The following is an 18,516-nucleotide window of genomic DNA, read 5'->3' as shown; positions in this document are numbered from 1 at the left end:
CATCAGCCGGCATGTGCCAATTGACCTACCGGCCAGGAAAGGTAAATTTTCCTAAGAGAATCCTCTCAACGATGGTACGATGTTTATTCATAGTTTTGCAACAGCCAGTTTTCCTTTAATATTTTTGTCTAACTTTTTCTACTTCTACATCTCTAACAAATACTTTAACGAAAAGGCTAGTCAACGCAACTACTATTACAGTTGGTAAGAGCCAAGATAGTCCTGTGTCATACATTGGTAGGCCTTGTACTAGGCTTGTTACAGGTCCAAGGCTTAGGTGGAAGGTCTTATCCATTACTTCTACTAAAGGAAGTCCAACTGATACAGCTGCTGCTGCAAGGTAGGATTCTCTAGTAAAGTTAAGGAAGCTTTGGCTTATTCCCATAACTATTAGGACTAGGGCAACTGGATATATTATTTGTAGTAGTGGTACAGAAAACTCTAAGAGTTTGTTTAGGCCGAAGTTTGCCATTATGAATGAGAATAGGGTCCATACACAAACCCAAGCCTTGTAGGATAGTCTATCGTTAAATAGCTTCTCGAAATATTCTCCACCAGAGCTTATTAGGCCAACACAAGTTGTAAGACAAGCTAGGGTGAATATGAAGGCTAGAAGAACTAGACCGAAATCTCCAAGGGCAAGTTTTATAGATTCTGTAAGAACTTGGGCTCCATTTTCAAGACCAACAAACTTAGCGCTTCCTATCATACCTATTGTAGCAAGCATTAGGTAAACTACAAACAATACACTTCCTGCTAGAAGTCCTGCCTTTACCTCATATCTTGTAACTTCTTTCTCATTTTCTATTCCAAATCTTCTTATAGCTTGGGCTATTACGAAGCCGAAGTTAAGGGCTGCTACGGCATCCATTGTATCATAACCTGCCAAGAATCCTTTTGTAAGTGGAGCTGTGAGATATTCTCCTGTTGGAGCTGCAACACTTTTATCCATTGTCACTATCTTAAAGAACATAAATGTTATCAATAATAGAAGGGCTGGAGTAAGGAATTTCCCTACTCTTTCGACAAGCTTGCTTGGTCTTAGACATATTGCTAGGGCTAGAGCGAAGAAGACGAATGTGTAAACTAATCTTGCTAGGTTCATATTGAAAGATTCTGGTATGTATGGTGCTATGGCCATCTCAAAAGGAACAGATCCTGCTCTTGGTATACCGAGTCCTGGTCCTATTGATAGATATATTGCTGTTGTGAAAACTAAGGCGAATACCGGACCTACCCTATTAGCTAAGTTAGATAGACCATTAGTCTTTCCTACTACTATGGATCCTAAAACCGGAAATACTACAGCAGTAACGCTAAATGCTAATAGAGAAATAAAGGTTGCCTTTCCTGCCATGTTACCCAAAAGAGGTGGGAAGATTAAGTTTCCTGCTCCAAAGAACAGACCGAAAAGCATTATGCTCACTTGTAAAAATTGACTTCTTGATAATTTTTTCATTATTTCCTCCATAAATTATATTAACAATACTTATCCATTAAAAAAGTCCCTTGCCTAAACATTAGACAAAGGACGAAAATTCCGCGTTACCACCTTTATTCTTATATAGAAATATAAGCGCTCAAGCATCAAACAATGCCGGGTTTTGATAACGCCAACCATGGCGACACATCTTACTTAGTTCAGACGTGCAAAAGAAAAATGATTTTCGAACTTACTTCCAAGATTGGATCTCACCAAACTCCAACTCTCTGTGCTCTTTCATAAGCCTACTCTTTTTTTCATAATTTTTCTAAATAATTACTGTTGACTATATTATAAGACCACCTCTTTAATTTGTCAAATCTTTTCTAATAAAAATTTAAAATAATTTATAAAATACATATGAATACTCGATTAAAGCTATATTCGTTAATTATTATTTACTCTTCTCCTAGCCCACCAGGAAGTGATAAGAGGAGTAAGGATTATAGTTATAACCGCAGATGATGCCACCTGGGCTGTAGCCACTCCTACAAGCGAAAGATAAGAAGGATCAATCTCTGCTATAATTTGTGGCAAAGCAACAGCATTGGCCCCAGTAGAGGAAAGGGCCCGAGCCGCGTGCCCTGGTCTCTTGTTAATATAAATATCCGCCAGAACAGTAAGAGAACCTATTACAAAAATCACTATAAAAGCAAGAATTATTCCAGAAAATCCTGCCCTATAAATATCTGTCAGATTAATAGCAGAACCCATAGAAAACCCTAAAAAGGGAATAATAGCCTTCTGAGCAAGCTTAAGAGAGCTTGAAATATTCCTATCGATATTACCAAGAACCATACCAATAAAAACAGGAAGTAGAGCATCTATCATAGCTCTTATAGGAATATTTGCAATACCAGACATGCCAAGGACCAGCATAGAAAGCATAGGTCCCGTAATAAGGCTAGTAAATCCAGCTAAGGCCTGGTCTAACTCATCCCCGTAGTCGATGTTTAAAGTAATAAAGACAGAGTTATTGTGATTAAGACAAGCACAAACTAGGGCAAGGATAGAAATACCAAATATTCCCTCCCTGCCAAAAATAGTAGAAACTAGAAAAATTATTATTAAACCCGCTCCTATTCGAGCTAGAGCCATAACAGAAAATCTCCTAAAAATCTCCCCCACAGAGGAAATCCTGATCTGAGAACCTGCCGCAAGCAAATTGATCCCCATCAAAGTCTTCATCCCATGACTTGTAAAAAGCGCCTCAGTAAAAACACCAAAGTGTAAGATACTAGGAACAAATGTATTTATAAGAGCAGCAAGAATCAAAGGAACCATCATATTTCCCGCTGGTATTTTCTTTATAAAATTCTTAAGCATGTTGGCTCCTTTCCAAATTAATTTAAATAATATATCTCTAATTATAAAATAATGATGCAGAATAAATTATCTTTACCCTACATCATTATTATACTCATTCAGTCTATTACTATTCTAGCTAATCAAACTAGGAAGAACTAGAGATATTTGTGGTACAAATGTAACTAACATCAATACTATAAACATTATTAGATATATATACTTCATACTAACGGCAAGTTTCTCGAATTTAATATCTGATATAGCAGATCCCAAGAATAGGGTAGCTCCTACTGGAGGTGTTAGAAGACCTACACCGAGGTTTAGTATAAGCAAAGTACCAAATTGTACAGGGTCAACTCCGATGGATTGTGCAATTGGAAGTAATATCGGTGTAGCTATTAATATTATAGGTGACATATCCATCAATGTACCTAGAACTAAAAGCAAGATATTAATCATTACTAATATTACATAAGGATTAGTTGAAAATCCATATATGCTAGATGAAACTAAGGCAGGAACCTTCAAGTAAGCTAAGAGCCAACCAAATGCATTTGATGTAGCTATTAGTAATATTATCATAGCTACTGTTCTAGCTGAGCTTGTTGCTACTTCAAATATGTCCTTCATTGTCATTTCTTTATAAATAAATACAGAAACAATAAATGACCAAACGCAAGCTAGTGCCGCAGATTCAGTAGCTGTTATGATTCCTGTTGTTACTCCTATAACTACTATAATTATTGAAAATAATCCCCAAAGTGCATCTACAAATGCCTTGCCGAATACTTTGATATCAAATTTTTCTCCTACAGCATAATTATTTTTCTTAGCAACTATGTAGCTGTAGATCATTAATGCTAATCCAAGTATTACTCCTGGCAATATACCTGCGATAAATAAGGCACCAACAGAAATCCCTCCTGCTACCATTGAATAAATTACCATATTATGTGAAGGAGGTATAAGAAGTCCTGTAACAGAGCTTGCCATGGTTATATCAGTAGCAAACTTTTTATCATAACCTTTTTTCTCCATCTCTGGAATCATAATTGGTCCGAGAGTTGCAGTACAAGCTGTAGAAGATCCAGATACTGCTCCGAAAAGCATTGATGCTAGGACTGTTACCATTGATAGTCCTCCTCTCATCCAACCTACAGTCGCATAAGCTAGGTTGATAAGTCTTCTCGCAATACCACCCCTGCTCATTATATCTCCCATAAGTATGAAAAACGGAATAGCCATCAATGAGTATGAATTAACTCCAGATATCATATTTTGGAAGACCATTTCTACAGGAATATCTAGATATATACATGTTACAATTGATGATACACCAATGGCAAGTGCAATTGGAACCCTAATTATTATCAATACGAAAAATGTCAATAATAATATAGCAATAGCTAAATTTGTTTGCATAGTTTTACCTCTCTTATAATTGTTGATATTAGAACAATAATTCCAAATATTGGTACTGCCATATATATAACACTAGAAGGTAAATTAATACCAGTTACTATGTTGTTGTGGCCTAGTCTTACTAAACTCATCCCTTTAAATACAGCGCAAAATCCGAATATTATCCATAATATATTTGCAAAGCGATCAAGTAATCTAACTTTCTTTTCACTTATAAAATTTTCTAATATTGTCATTCTTATGTGTATATCATTACTTACACCCAAGGCTCCTGATAGCAAGCAGAACCACACCATTATTAGTAAGGCCAAACTTTCACCCCAAGCTGGTGTACTGCTGAATAGATTTCTCATAAGAGCAATGTAGCTTACTACTAGAACCAAAGATATTAAAAATACTGTAATAATTAGACTGAGTATCTTTTCTGATTTTTGCTTAAAATTATCCATAATTCCTCCTACTTAATCTTAGTAATCTTATCTATTATATCTTGGTAATCAGCACCATACTTTTCATAAACTGGTTTAACTCTTTGTCTCCATTCTTCAGGATTTTCAGGAGTAACAACATCTATTCCGCCATCTTTCAATTCTTGAAGTAATCTTTGCTCTTCTTCTTCTGTGAAAGATTTGTTGTATGATTCTAATTCTTTACCGCATTCTTTCAATAATTCTTGATCTTCTTTAGATAATTTTTCCCATGTTCTATCGCTTATTACAAGCATTCCTGGTGAATATGTATGAGCATCCAAAATGAAATTAGGAGCAACTTCATTGAAGGAGTTTGAAACATATCCTGTTACTGGTTGTTCTGCACCATCTACAACTCCTGTTTGAAGAGAAGTATAAAGTTCACCAAATGATAGAGGTGTTGGGCTTGCTCCCAATGCTTTTACAGTATCTAGTAATATCGAAGTCTCAGAAACTCTAAGTTTTAATCCTTCGAGGTCTTCTGGCTTTTCTATTTTCTTATTAGTTACAAAGAAATGTCTGGCTCCTTCTTCCAAATAACAAAGTCCCCTCATTCCAATGTCACTTTCTACCATATCGTCCATAAGTTCACTTCCTATAGGACTATCGAGTACCTTCCATAACTGATCTCTACTATCAAATAAATATGGTAGGGCAAATAAGTTTAATTTTTTAGCTCCAAAATCTCCTACAAATACAGTATTTGCTCTAAAGATATCCAAAGCTCCCATTTGTACCGCTTGCATTTGGCTTCTCTCATCACCTAATTGTCCAGAAGCATAAACTTCTATGTAGATTCTCCCTTGACTTTTTTCGTAAACGATTTCAGAATACTTGCTAAGCATTTGACCCATAATTGAATCAAGTGAGTTTAATTCACCAGCACTCAAAACTATCTCTGCATTATTAGCCTTATCCGTATCTATAGTATCTAGCTCGACATCAGGCTCTTTAAAAGAGCCGCATGATGTCAAGGCTATAGTTAGGAATAATAAAGCTAATGTTCTAATTAACTTCTTCATTTTTATCTCCTAATCAATTCTTATATATTTCTCAGCATTATTAAATGATATATCTTTTACCATTTGACCCAGGTATTCTTCTTTCCATGGATATTGGCCCTTTTCTACCTTTTCTCCTATGAAGTTACATAGGATTCTTCTGAAGTATTCGTGTCTTGGATAAGATAAGAAGCTTCTTGAGTCTGTTAGCATTCCTACGAAGTTTGCAAATACTCCTGTTTGGGCAAACATAGTCATTTGTTTTTGCATTCCGTCTAAATGATCTGCAAACCACCATGATGTTCCTATTTGTATGTTGGATAGGCCTGTTTCGTTTTCTCTGTTAAATGATCCGCCAATTGTAGCTAATGGATAGTAGTCATTCTCATTAAGTGAGAATAATAACATTTTTGGAAGTCCATCACAACTTTCGAAATCACTCATAAGATTAGCTAAGTTTTCTGCCCCAAGCTCATCATTTACAGCATCATTTCCAACATCTGGACCTAGTTTTTTAAATAGGGCTTTTGAGTTGTCTCTAATGGCTGCTACGTGAATTTCCATTGCCCAATCACGCTTCTTGTACTCTTTAGCTAGGAATGTTAGAAGGGCTGTCTTGTAGGCTTCTTCTTCTACTTTTGTAATTTCTTCGCCATTTATGGCCTTTCTTATTATCTCATCTATTTCTTCTTCTCCCTTTTTGATATATGGGAAGTACTTAAGGGCATGGTCGCTTGCTGAACATCCATTTTCTTCAAAGTAGTCTATTCTTTTCTCCAAGGCTGACTTAATATCTTTGAAGCTCTTGATTTCAAGGCCTGAAGCATCTTCAAGTTCTTTCATATAATCTTTGAAGTCTTCTTTTTCGATATTTAGGGCCTTGTCTGGTCTGAAGGCTGGTTTGATTATCACCTTGAAGTCCTCTTCTTTAAGAAGTTTATGGTATTTAAGATCATCTACTGGATCGTTTGTTGTGCAAACTGCTTTAACATTTGATCTTTCAATTAGTGATCTTGGCTTGAACTCCTCGGTTTGTAGAAGTTTATTTGTCTTTTTGTATATTTCATCAGCTGTTTCAGGGTTGAGCTCTTCTTTTATTCCAAAAAAGTTATTAAGTTCTAGGGCTGTCCAATGATATAGCGGATTTCCCAATAGTTTTGGTACTACATAGGCCCATTTGTCGAATTTTTCCTTGTCTGATTTATCTCCTGTGATGTATTCTTCGGATATACCACAAGCTCTCATAACACGCCACTTATAGTGATCTCCCCCAAGCCAAACTTGAGTAATCGAGTCAAAATTTTTGTTCTCATAGATTTCTTTTGCTTCCAAATGACAGTGGAAGTCAAATATTGGCATGTCTTTAGCGTATTTGTGAAAAAGTGTTTTCGCATATTCATTTTGTAAAATAAAATCTTCGTTGATTAATGACATTTGTCCTCCTACAAAGTTACTCCGTCTTTAAAGATTGAAATTTCTCTAAATCCAAATTTTCCGTTATTAGTTTCTTTTCCGCTTGCTACTTCCAATAGATATCCTATAAATTCATCTCTTAGTTTTTCAAAACTTAGATCTTCACTTATAATTCTGCCAGCATCAAAGTCTATCCAATTAGTCTTTTTATTTGCAAGTTCTGTATTTGTCGACATTTTGACTGTTGGAACTATTGATCCAAATGGATTACCTCTTCCAGTTGTAAATACTATTAAAGAGCATCCACTGGCAGCTAAGTTCGTACATGATACTTGGTCATTTCCTGGCCCATTTAAGAGATTTAGACCTTTGATTTGGCTTTGTTCTCCCAAAGCTAGAACATCTACTACTTCCGAACTTCCTCCTTTCTGTATACATCCCAAGGACTTATCCTCTAGGGTTGAGATTCCTCCATCTTTATTTCCTGGAGATGGGTTTTCATATATGTTTTGACCGTGGATTTTGAAGTATTCTTTGAAGTTGTTTATCATACTTACAATATCTTCAAATGTTTCTTTGTCTTTGGCACGATTCATAAGCAACTTCTCAGCTCCAAACATTTCCGGAACTTCTGTAAGCATTGTCGTCGCTCCGTTTTCTACTAATTTGTCTGAAGTATAGCCACACAATGGGTTGGCTGTGATTCCAGAAAATCCATCAGAGCCCCCACATTTGAATCCTACAGTTAATTTTGAAATTGGAAGCGCTTCCCTTTTGAATAAATTTCTATATTCTACAAGTTGATCAATCAAGGATAGTCCTTCTTCGTATTCATCTTCTACTTCTTGGACTGTGAGGAACTTGACTCTTTTTTCGTTGAAAGGCTCTATATATTCTTTAAATTCATCAATTACATTGTTCTCACAACCTAGAGATACAACAAGTACACCAGCTGCGTTTGGATTTTTGATTAATCCTGCAAGGATTTCTCTAGTCATCTCTAGATCGTCTCCCAATTGGGAGCAACCATGGGTGTGGGTTATGGATTGGAAGCTTACATCAGGATATTTTTGTCTTGCCATGTTTACTAGGTTGTTGCATGTTTGATTAATGCATCCAACACCTGGAACTACCCAGATTTCATTCCTAATTCCAGCCCTACCATCTTCTCTAAGATAGCCCATAAACTTTAGCTCATCATCTCTTAGTCCTTCAATCTGATTTATTTCCTTTTTATCATATTCATATTCTATTATGTCAGATAGGTTGGTCTTTAGATTGTGGACGTGGACCCAAGAGCCTTCTTCTATATTATCTAGAGCATGACCAATGGGCATTCCATATTTGATAATGTCTTCGCCCTTATTAATATTTTTAATGGCGAATTTATGGCCTCTTTTTATATCTTCTTTAAGCTCTAAGCCGAATTCTTCTATTACTTTTCCTTTTTCTAAATCCTTTACAGCTATGGCTACACTGTCATTTGGATTGATTTTTAGAAATGATTTCATATTTCCTCCATGACTTCTCTTATGGATCTATCTTTGATAGCAGTGAAATATTTCTTTACTAATTCTTTAAAGTCTCCCAATTTTTCCAAATCATATTCCCAGATATCACTTTCAAGAACTTCGTCTATATAATTTTCTGATTTTGTCTTTTCAGTGAAGAATTCAAGTAATTTTTCGTCGTCTTGTACTGGATATGATTTTCCATTTTCATCTTTACCGAAATATCCTTCTTCATTTTTCTCTATCTCGTAAAATCTTAATAGAGCAGCTAGAGAAAAGGCGAAGTGTTTTGGAGCTTTTCCTGTATTATTGTAGTAATCAACAATACTTGGCAAGCATCTAGCATTAAATTTAGAAATTGAGTTTAGGGTTATGGATAAGAGCTTGTGGTCCACATATGGGTTGTTAAATCTCAAGGCTACTTCTTCTTTGAATTTGATTAAGTCTTCCTTCTCAAGATCTATTGTTGGGATAACTTCTTCATCTATCAAATCATTTAGGTAAGTATCAAAGATTTCATCTTCCATAAAATCTCTAACTATATCATATCCATGGATTACAGCAGCAGGAACTGTGGATGTGTGACCTCCATTTAGGATTCTTACTTTTCTCTTCTTATAAGGGGCGACATTGTCAGTCCAAATCACATTGCAAGGAAGATCTTCGAAGGCAAAGTCTTTTGCTTTTTCTTTATCTCCTTCTATAACCCATAGGTTGAATAGCTCTGAAAATACTAAGAGCTTATCTTCGTAATTATTTTCCTTAGAAAACTCCTCAGCTTCATCTGCTGAAGGCCTTCCTGTTACAATTCTATCTACAAGGGTTGAGGTAAAATGGCAGCTTTCTTTGACCCAGTCGGCAAACTCTTCTTCAAGTCCCCAGTTTTCTATATGTTTATTTACATATTTTTCTAGGAAATATCCGTTGTTATCAATAAGTTCTACTGGGAAGAATACCAGACCCTTTTTCCTATCTCCATCAAATTTCTTATATCTAAAATATAATAGTTGGGCAACTTTTGCTGGGAAAGAATCCTGAACCTCATCTTCTTTCAAATCTTCCTCACGATAAGTAATACCTGCTTCTGTAGTGTTTGATATTACATATTTCAAGTCTTCACTTTCAACAAAATCCTTATATTCTTTGAAAGTCTCATAAGGGTTGATAGCTCTTGATACAGATTTTATCACTCTATTTTCAATCTTCTTCCCTTCTGGACTATTACCTCTCATAGAAAGTGTATATATTCCATCTTGCTCATTTACAAGGTCAGCTAGTCCATTTGGAATAGGCTGAACTATTACAACTGAACCTGGATAAGAGTATTTCTCATTTGATAAGTCTATCATCCAGTCTACGAAAGCTCTAAGGAAATTTCCCTCTCCAAATTGGAGGACAGTTTCCTTAAGATTCTTCTTTTCTATTATCTCATTTATTTGTTTCATCTAACACGTCTCCTTTATTACAAGCTTAGGCTTAATCACATTGTTTTTTTCTACTTTTTCTTCATTTATTAACTTTATCAGAGCTTGCACTGCTACCTTAGAGTGATCATAAATCCTATGGTCAATCGATGATAACTTCTTTTGTGTATAGTTGGTAGCACTAATATTGTCAAATCCAATTATCGCTACATCTTCAGGTATTTTGATATTATTAACCGAAAGGTATTTATAAACCTTAATTGCAATAGAATCGTTTTCGCATTGGATAGAGTCAATATTTTTTTCTTTAATAATCCCTAGTAAATCTTCTAAGGAAGTTTCTTCTATATTTATCTCCAAAAATTCTTGGTCTGGAAAGTTGTCTTTAAGTGCATTTTCATAGCCTTTTCTCTTCTCGTTATAGGCTCTGTTTGTAATATTTTGAGTTGTTGAAATAAAAATCGGTGCCTTGTAAGAATTTTCTTTCAAATAATGGAGTACTTGTCTCATACCATCTTTCTCATCACAGTAGACACTTACCAAATCTTTATCGTAATTATTTAGTTGAACAATAGGAATAGTCTTGTTTAATTCATAGGCTACTTGCAAAAACTCCTTATCGCCATAATCAGATCCTATAGTAATAATACCTTCAACTTGTTGTTGTTTTTGAAGCTTTAAGATTCGAATTTTCTCATCAAGATCTCTTGTTGTATTTGATAAAAGAGATGTGTAGCCGTAAGTTTTAAGGATTCTATCTACTTCGTATGCTGCTTGGACGTGGAAGTAATTTCTTATGTCTGGAACCATAAGGCCTATAAGCATTGACTTCTTGCTCGCAAGGCTTCTTGCGATATTATTTGGAGAATAGTCTAAACTTTCAATCACGCTTTCAACTTTTTTCCTTGTTTTCTCACTTACGCTTCCTGTATTATTCATAACTCTAGAAACTGTCGAGATCGAAACATTGGCCTTTTTTGCTATATCGTAAATATTAATAAAATCACCATCTTTCAAGTTTAGAAGCGCTTCCCATAGTCCTAAAAATATATTACTATACTTATATTTGAACATTTCTAAAATTAATCTTAGAAAGCGCTTCCTTTATGCTTGTTATAAATATATCATGATGTTTATTAAATGTCAAACATTTTCCTGAATTATTTAATAAGCCATTCATAAATATTGCGTCTTAATACAATTACTCTATATTTTATCTATAACGCACAAGATTAGTTATATAAGTAAAAACCAAGTGATCAATCCATATCAAATTTGAAATCACGAGCTTACTTTATAATTCTAAATTCAGATTCTAAGAGGTTGCAAATCAATAAGTTTTGATCATCTTTGAAGTAAGCCGTGATTTCATTAATATATTAATTAAAATCTATTTCAAATCCTATCTTTGAACCCTACCAGATGCGTCTCCGCCTACTAGGTTTTCTACTTCTTCTCTTGACATGTGGTTGAAGTCTCCCTTGATTGTGTGTTTTAGGGCACTTGCTGCAACGCCAAAGTCTAGGGCGTCTGCAGGGCTTTTGCCGTCTAGGAGTCCTGTGATTAGGCCTGCTGCGAAGCTGTCTCCTCCTCCTACTCTGTCTACGATTCTTACGTCGTATTGTGGAGCTTGGTGGAAGTCTTTGCCGTCATAGATTAGGGCTGACCAGCCATTGTCACTTGCTGAGTATGATTCTCTTAGGGATGAGGCGATCATTTCAAAGCCGAATTCTTCTTTCATTTGTTTGAAGATTTCATGGTAGCCTTCTACGTCTAGTTTGCCGCTTGTTACGTCTAGGCCTTTTGGGGTAAAGCCTAGGCATAGAGATGCGTCTTCTTCGTTTCCTATGCAGACGTCTACGTATTGCATTAGATCTTTCATTACTTTTTGAGCTTCTTCTGGGCTCCAGAGTTTTGCTCTGTAGTTTAGGTCGATTGATATTTTAGCTCCTGCTTTTTTGGCTGCTTGCATGGCTTTTTTGGTGATTTCTGCACCTTCTTTGGAGATGGCAGGTGTTATGCCTGATGTGTGGAACCATGCTGCGTCTTTGAAGATTTCGTCGAAGTCAAATTCGTCTGCTTTAGCTTCTGCTATGGCTGAGTTACTTCTGTCGTAAATTACTTTGGATGGTCTGGCTGATGCGCCTGTTTCTGAGTAGTAGATTCCTACTCTGTCTCCGCCTCTTACGATGTAGTCTGTGTTTACTCCGTATCTTCTTAGTGCGTTTACTGCGGCTTGGCCGATTTCGTGTTTTGGTAGTTTGGTTACGTAGTGGGCGTCGAAGCCGTAGTTGGCTAGGGATACTGCTACGTTTGCTTCTCCTCCTCCGTAGATTGCATCAAAGCTTTCAGCTTGAACGAATCTTTCGTATCCTGGTGTGGATAGTCTTAGCATTATTTCGCCTAGGGTTACTACTTTTTTTGTCATTATTTTCTTACCTCCGCTATTTTTTCTAGGTATTCTTTTGCTTTTTGGGTTATTTCTTCTTTGCTGCCTTTTACTAGGTTTGATCCTGCTCCTACTGCTACTACACCTGCTTTAAACCAGTCTTCTAGGTTGTCTAGGCTTACGCCACCTGTTGGCATGATTTGGAAGTGTGGGTATGGGCCATGGATTGCTTTTACGTAGGATGGGCCTGTTAGGGAGCCTGGGAATAGTTTTATGATGTCTACTCCGTATTTGTAGGCTTCTAGCATTTCTGCTGGTGTTACGCAGCCTGGCATGTATGGGATGTTGTAGATGTTACACATTTTGGCTACTTCTTTGTCAAATGATGGGCTTACTATGAATTTGGCTCCGTTCATTATGGCAAGTCTTGCTGTTGTTGGGTCTAAGACTGTTCCTGCTCCGAGTAGGGTGTCAGCTGGGAGTTCTTTTTGGATTCTTTGGAAGACTTCGATTGCGTTTGGGATTGTGAAGGTTATTTCTAGGGTGTTGATTCCTCCATCGATTAGGCCTTTACAGTATTCGATTGCTTCGTCTGCTGAGTTTGCTCTTACTACTGGTACGATTCCTAAGTCTAAGACTTGGCTGATTGTTTCTACTTTGCTCATTTTTCCTTCTTTCTTTTATCTATTTGTTATTGGAAGATAGTAATTATCTATAGATAAATCCATCAATGAATCTATTAATATCTTATTTGAAACTAAATAAATCACTAAATTCCAATATTGGAATCGCTTTCAATTTTCTTAAAAAAATAATAGTCACAACTTAGTTAACATATAGTTGTATAGAATATGTTAACACCTCAAAAAGAAAGCGCTTTCTCTCTTCTTGTTATTAATATATCATTAATTATTTTCATTGTCAAATTTTTCTATGTCATATTGTCTTGTTATAGATAACCGGATTAATTAATATTTTGTAGTTTTCATAAGCACCATATATTAATTATAAAAAAAATAAGCACCCTCTTTATTCCATACAGAGAGTGCTCATATCAAGTAAATTATCGTTAGTAACTTAATCCAAATCCAAGTTTATATTCATTGCCACATTCATCTAGGTAGGCGTAGGTCATTCCTTTTGGCATATATTTATCCTTATCGTAGCCTGGTACGTCGTTAGGACTAATGCAGATTCCATCCTCATCTACAGCTATAACTTCTTCTCCTTTAGGGAAGGTGAATGGTAGTTTGCCTGTTGGAGCGAATTTTCCACTAAGGACATCCATTTGGGCGGATGTGAAGGTTTCAAAATGAGCCAAGAGGGCATCTGAGTTTTTCTCTGCTTTTTCTATTAGCCAAGGCATGGTAGAGTTTACAGAAATTATAACTTTAGCCCCATTCTCATCGGCAATTTTTCTAAATTCTTCTAGTTTATCAATATTTTCTACAGTTGTTTCTGAGTATTGTGTACCATCTATCGCCTTATTTGTTTTGTTTTCACAAAGATCAAGCTCTAGAAGGCCTGGAGTTGCTGAAAAATAGTTACCTGATTTTGGTGTGATTTGTACAAAAATATATTCTGCTTCTTTCGCATCTTCTACAAGTTCTATATCTTCTCTTTCTTTTAGATCTTCGATAGCTTCTTTCCTAAATATTTCTGCCTTATCAGCTTCCTTGTGGAGGAAATCTACATAGACTTTAGCCTTATCCTTCATAGGTAGGGTATTGTCTTTGTTTTTGAGTAGGACTACTGATCTTTGGTGAGCAGAGTAAGCCTTCTTCTTATTATCTTCATCTGCTACAAAGTCTTTTGCCTTTTGTGGGTCAGCATAAGTTTTTTCATCAAATAGACCTAGGTCAAACATTTCTGTAAGAAGTCTAATATTTGCTTCGATTAATCTTTCACGACTAATTTTACCTTCTTCATAGGCTTTTATTATCCATTCTACTTCATTGGTATCAGATATTAGGTCAACCCCATTATTTATAGCACAAGCTGCACGGTCTTGTTTTTCTAGGTGCATCATACCCCATGCCATGTTATCTAAAATTCCTGAGTCTGAGTTGATATAGCCCTTAAATCCCATATCCTCTCTTAGGATATCTTGGATAAAGTATTGGTTAAAGGCAAATCCAACTGGTTCAAAAGGAATCTTGCTCCCCTTATAGTTCTGAACCGCTGACTTATCGTGGGCAGGGATTGAGTAGTAAGGCATGATTGATGATACTTTTTTCTCAGCAGCTCTCTTAAATGGTGGGAGGTGATACTTCTCTAGAGAACCAGGAGTTCTATATACGTTGAATTTCCCTTCCTTATAGTGTGGGTCAAAGCCATTTTCTCTAGCTCCTCCTCCTGGGAAGTGTTTCATGGTAAGGGCAACTGATTCGCTGTTTAGCTCATCTGATTGGAAGGCTTCAATTAAGTCTTCTCCTGCCTTTGTAATAAGATCTGTATCTTCACCCAAGGTTCCATAAAATCTTTGCCATCTAGGATCTGTAGCCGTATCAAGCATATACATATAGCCTTTTCTAAGACCAGAATATTTCCATTCGTCTCTTGCTATTTCTCCAAACTCCTTAAAGATTGAGTATTCATAATTTCCGTCAGGATGGTAGTTTCTAGCCTTATCTCCAAGATAAGCTGCAGCAAGTCCTAGGGTGGATGGATAGGTAGTGAATACTCCTACAGCATCGTTCATACCAAAGGTTCTTTCAGCATTTTCATTCCTTGAGTTGGAGGCGATAATAACAGGAATACCTAATCTTGAGCTTTCAGCTACTTCGTTCATAGCATTGGTCCACTTTGCTATTTCTTCTTCTGAGAAGTTATCCCTTAAGATAAAGTGGCGTAGGTTTTTGTCAATTATGTGTCCTGTTGAACCGTGGTTAATCTGACCTATAAAGATATTTTTATCCTCGTAAACTTCCTCATCAAGAAGACCATCGTGACTTGTCTTTTCCTTATCTTCTTGAGCAAGACCCATTCTTTGGGACTTAATCATCATATTTCCACAAAGCTCTTCTATAGTCATCCTATACGCAAGATCCTTGGCACGAACGCTTGATGGAAGACGCCAGTCTTCGTATGGATCTAATATCCCATTTCCATTTAAGTCCTTAAACTTAAATCCTTCATTTTCGATTAGTTTTTTATTTCTTACTTCTAGTTTTAATTGCTCTGTCATATCTTCCTCCTTTTTCCTTATAAACTTACCCTAAGGTATTGGAAAAATAACCTCCAATTTCTTGGAGGCATTTTTAAATTAATAGCTCTTATCTTTTGATAATTAGATATATGGTATTATTGTAATTTAGCTCTTTTTTCTGCTAGAGTATTATTATTTTTCTCTACAGTTTTTCTATCAAGTGGATAGATTAAAAATACTACTAATCCACCAAGTCCTAGGGCTATAGCTGGTATTAGTGTCGCTACATTATATATTCCCTGAGCAACTTCTGCTGTTTGTGTCGCAGCTCCTGCAACATATCCTACTGAAGCTACTGCAAATCCACCAAGTCCTCCAGCAAAGGCTTGGCCTAACTTTCTTGCAAATGAGTAAATAGCGTAAACTTTTCCATCATCTCTTACTCCATTTTTGATTTCCAAGTCATCGATTACGTCTGTAATCATGGCCCAAGTTAGGGTGTTAAATATTCCTAGGAAGATATAAGCTATTACAGTTCCAGCTAGGAATAGGTACATATTTTCAAGTTTTAAGATGAAAAGTATAAAGTAAGTTACACCTGCGCCTATTAGTCCAATAGATGATGCTTCTTTCTTACCAATATTTTGTCCAAGCTTCATAGCCATTGGAGCTGTAAATAGCATTGGAACTGTACCACAAAGACCAGCTAGAGCCATTCCAGTTGTATCTTGGAAGTAGGTGGAATATACATAGATATTCATTGAGCCAACTAAAAGCATCCCAAGAAGTAGGCATATAGAAACTACTATGATTGATAAGAGAGATCTTTTATTGATTACATTACCGATTCCCTTAAGGGCGTTTTCTTTTGGACCAGCTGATTCTCTTTCTATGTCTACTCTTTCAGTACAGAAGGAGTAACAAATAAAGTAAGAAATAATAGCTAGTATTCCGTAGATTCCAGCTACAAGCGGAAATCTATTTTCTAATAGGATATCAGCTTGACCAGGAACTTTCTGATAAATTAGATATGGAGTAACAAATCCAATTACAAGACCTGCTACTGTTGCTCCTAGAGTTCTAAATGTTGAAAGTTCTGTTCTTTGATCTGCATCAGATGTTATTGCTGAAGCCATTGATCCGTATGGAATGTTAATAAAGGTATAGCAAAGTGATCCCCAAAGGATGTAGGTTGCATACATTATCACTATTTTTGTTCCCATTGGTAAATCTTTAAATCCTGATTGGAAGAGCAAGAATCCCGCTATAGCTACTGGTATTGCTCCCCATTTGATAAATGGTCTAAACTTTCCGTCTTTATTTCCTGGAAACTTATCTACAATAGTTCCCATTCCTACATCTGTGAAGGCATCAATTATTCTTGACAAAAAGAATAATCCTCCTACAAGTTTTGGATCTATCCCCCATACGTTAGTATAAAATATCATCAGAAAACTACTAACAAGGGTAAAGGTAAAGTTGTTTGCAACATCTCCTGCTGCATAACCAATCTTATCTTTTAAGCCAAAAGGCTTTACATTTTTCTGCATATTATTCTCCTGTTTTTAATCTTTGTTCGTGTAAATATTTAGCATTATCATATACTTTTTGTCTATTTAGTGGATATATCACTAGATATGCTAGAGTAGCTAGAATAAGAGTAACTGCTGGGAGCAAGGTCGAAATATTATATATTCCTGCTGTTACTTGTGGATCAAATTTACTCTCTACACTGTAATTTATAGATGTCAATAAAAATCCTGTAAGACCAGATGCGGCTGCTTGACCTAGCTTTCTCGAAAATGAGAAGGCACCATAGATTGCTCCGTCATCCCTTCTGCCCTTACTTACTTCAAGATCATCTATTACATCTATGATCATTGCCCAACTTGTTATTCCTTGGAAGGCAGTTCCTATTTGGAAAAGTATGACAAAAAATATAAAAGTCTTAACATTTGATGTTTGCAAGAAGTAAGCTAGCAAATAGCTTATCGCTGATAAGCTTAATCCAAATACAGTTACTTCTTTTTTACCGAATTTTGCCGAAAGTTTTGGTACAACTATTGCCATGAGCAAGGTTATTACCATCTGACTTGTTCCTACAAAACTCATCGCTTTGACATTTTGGAAGTAGTTTGGATATAGGTATGAGTTCATACCACTTACTGCCATTACTGATAATAGGAAAAATAGCGATGCAAGTATCAATCCTATTAGAGCACGTGATGAAAACATTACTTTGAAAGTTTCTAAGAAAGAAAATTTCTCCTCACTTCTTGGAATCTTTACTCTTTCAGTTGTTAATTTAAAGCAAAGCATGTAGGTTATAATTGCAAGGATTGAACAAACAAGAGCAAATATTGTCATCTTGTTTCCTGAAAGGATTTCATGTCCATTTTGATCAGTATAGTAAACAAACATAGGTCCAATTACAGCTATAATGAAGTTTCCAGCTTGGCTACCTATTGTTCTCCATGTAGAAAGGTGGGTTCTATGGTCAGGGTTCTCTGAAACTGCTGATGCCATTGATCCATAAGGAATATTTATGGCAGTGTATGCAATGGATCCCCAAAGTATGTATGTTCCGTACATCCATACCATCTTAAAGGCCATAGACATATCTTTGAAATATGTAGGATATAGGAGAAAACTTGCAAGGGCAACTGGTCCTGCTATTCTTCTAATCCAAGGAAGGAACTTTCCATCCTTAGTTGGTGGTGTTCTATCGACTATTTGCCCCATACCAACATCGGTAAAGGCATCTATTATTTTTGCTACTAGCATCATGAGACCTACACTGGCTGGGCTAACTCCCATAACATCAGTGTAGAATTTCATAAAGAATACTGATGATAGGGCAAAGGAGAATCCATTGCCCAAATCACCAAACATGTAGCCTAATTTATCTCTTATTCCAAAAGGCTTTACATTTTTTTGCATTTTTCTC

At 36.0% G+C, this 18,516-nt stretch carries 14 protein-coding genes and 1 other annotated feature; all 14 genes read right to left on the bottom strand.

Translation table 11 applies throughout. The annotated features are described in order from the left end of the window. Nucleotides 1-115 precede the first annotated feature (115 nt). The 14 genes from brnQ to C7D97_RS08220 all read right to left on the bottom strand — a co-directional run bounded on the left by brnQ (nt 116) and on the right by C7D97_RS08220 (nt 18,509). A complete protein-coding gene (gene brnQ / locus C7D97_RS08285) occupies nt 116-1,459 on the bottom strand; it encodes a branched-chain amino acid transport system II carrier protein (RefSeq protein WP_105301586.1) in 1,344 nt (447 codons plus the stop codon). A 65-nt stretch (nt 1,460-1,524) separates the two neighbouring features. Next, nucleotides 1,525-1,753 (bottom strand) — a binding site (T-box leader). A 117-nt stretch (nt 1,754-1,870) separates the two neighbouring features. Next, nucleotides 1,871-2,809 carry a 2-keto-3-deoxygluconate permease gene (locus tag C7D97_RS08280; RefSeq protein ID WP_105301585.1) on the bottom strand — a complete coding sequence of 313 codons (939 nt, stop codon included), beginning with the start codon at nt 2,807-2,809 and terminating at the stop codon, nt 1,871-1,873. A 114-nt stretch (nt 2,810-2,923) separates the two neighbouring features. Further along, a complete protein-coding gene (locus C7D97_RS08275; protein WP_105301584.1) occupies nt 2,924-4,213 on the bottom strand; it encodes a TRAP transporter large permease in 1,290 nt (429 codons plus the stop codon). Then, nucleotides 4,198-4,662: a TRAP transporter small permease gene (locus tag C7D97_RS08270; RefSeq protein ID WP_105301583.1), complete on the bottom strand. Its 465-nt coding sequence runs from the start codon at nt 4,660-4,662 to the stop codon at nt 4,198-4,200. The genes C7D97_RS08275 and C7D97_RS08270 overlap by 16 nt, the downstream gene beginning before the upstream one ends. 8 nt (nt 4,663-4,670) lie before the next feature. Then, nucleotides 4,671-5,705, bottom strand: a complete 1,035-nt coding sequence (locus tag C7D97_RS08265; RefSeq protein ID WP_105301582.1) for a TRAP transporter substrate-binding protein — start codon at nt 5,703-5,705, stop codon at nt 4,671-4,673. A gap of 9 nt (nt 5,706-5,714) precedes the next feature. After that, complete coding sequence (gene uxaC, locus C7D97_RS08260) at nt 5,715-7,118, bottom strand: glucuronate isomerase (protein ID WP_105301581.1); 1,404 nt, start codon at nt 7,116-7,118, stop codon at nt 5,715-5,717. Nucleotides 7,119-7,126: 8 nt separating this feature from the next. Beyond that, nucleotides 7,127-8,608, bottom strand: a complete 1,482-nt coding sequence (locus C7D97_RS08255) for a UxaA family hydrolase (protein WP_105301580.1) — start codon at nt 8,606-8,608, stop codon at nt 7,127-7,129. Continuing rightward, nucleotides 8,605-10,053: a tagaturonate reductase gene (locus tag C7D97_RS08250; protein WP_105301579.1), complete on the bottom strand. Its 1,449-nt coding sequence runs from the start codon at nt 10,051-10,053 to the stop codon at nt 8,605-8,607. The genes C7D97_RS08255 and C7D97_RS08250 overlap by 4 nt, the downstream gene beginning before the upstream one ends. Beyond that, on the bottom strand, nt 10,054-11,049 hold the full coding sequence (locus C7D97_RS08245; RefSeq protein WP_158679126.1) for a LacI family DNA-binding transcriptional regulator: 996 nt from the start codon (nt 11,047-11,049) through the stop codon (nt 10,054-10,056). A gap of 385 nt (nt 11,050-11,434) precedes the next feature. Beyond that, nucleotides 11,435-12,460 (bottom strand): sugar kinase, encoded by a 1,026-nt coding sequence (locus C7D97_RS08240; RefSeq protein ID WP_105301577.1) that lies wholly within the window; start codon nt 12,458-12,460, stop codon nt 11,435-11,437. Further along, nucleotides 12,460-13,086 (bottom strand): bifunctional 2-keto-4-hydroxyglutarate aldolase/2-keto-3-deoxy-6-phosphogluconate aldolase, encoded by a 627-nt coding sequence (locus tag C7D97_RS08235; RefSeq protein ID WP_105301576.1) that lies wholly within the window; start codon nt 13,084-13,086, stop codon nt 12,460-12,462. Before C7D97_RS08235 ends, C7D97_RS08240 begins: the two co-directional genes overlap by 1 nt. A gap of 404 nt (nt 13,087-13,490) precedes the next feature. Next, nucleotides 13,491-15,608, bottom strand: coding sequence for a glycoside hydrolase family 3 protein (locus C7D97_RS08230; RefSeq protein WP_105301575.1), 2,118 nt, complete (start codon nt 15,606-15,608; stop codon nt 13,491-13,493). Between the two features lie 116 nt (nt 15,609-15,724). Beyond that, nucleotides 15,725-17,119 (bottom strand): MFS transporter, encoded by a 1,395-nt coding sequence (locus C7D97_RS08225; protein ID WP_105301574.1) that lies wholly within the window; start codon nt 17,117-17,119, stop codon nt 15,725-15,727. A 1-nt stretch (nt 17,120) separates the two neighbouring features. Further along, nucleotides 17,121-18,509, bottom strand: a complete 1,389-nt coding sequence (locus C7D97_RS08220; protein WP_105301573.1) for an MFS transporter — start codon at nt 18,507-18,509, stop codon at nt 17,121-17,123. Between the last annotated feature and the right edge of the window lie 7 nt (nt 18,510-18,516).

Origin of the sequence: Anaerococcus marasmi, from assembly GCF_900290195.1 — a bacterium.
Lineage (GTDB): Bacteria > Bacillota > Clostridia > Tissierellales > Peptoniphilaceae > Anaerococcus > Anaerococcus marasmi.
Note: the sequence above shows the minus strand (reverse complement) of the source record. Positions and strands in the feature narration are given on the sequence as shown.